General features: G+C 60.2%; 1 protein-coding gene. It reads left to right on the forward strand.

Annotation, left to right across the window (positions count from 1 at the left end):
- Positions 1-236, forward strand: a 236-nt coding sequence (locus AAEZ05_RS30210; protein ID WP_350650356.1) for a DUF1302 domain-containing protein, incomplete at both ends; no start/stop codon positions are given.

Below are 236 nucleotides of genomic sequence, written 5' to 3' on the forward strand. Positions count from 1 at the left end.
TCCCTGGGAGACCTGCCCGGCACCGTGCGCGCCGGCAAGCAGGTGGTCAGTTGGGGCGAAAGTACCTTCATCGGTAATTCCATCAACAGCATCAACCCGATCGACGTGTCGGCGTTCCGCAGGCCCGGTGCCGAGATCAAGGAAGGCTTGATCCCGGTGAACATGCTGTTTGCCTCCCAGAGCCTGACCAATCAACTGACCGTCGAGGGTTTCTACCAGCTGGAATGGGACCAGAC

Origin of the sequence: Pseudomonas sp. HY13-MNA-CIBAN-0226 (genome assembly GCF_040310305.1) — a bacterium.
GTDB classification, from domain to species: domain Bacteria; phylum Pseudomonadota; class Gammaproteobacteria; order Pseudomonadales; family Pseudomonadaceae; genus Aquipseudomonas; species Aquipseudomonas gregormendelii.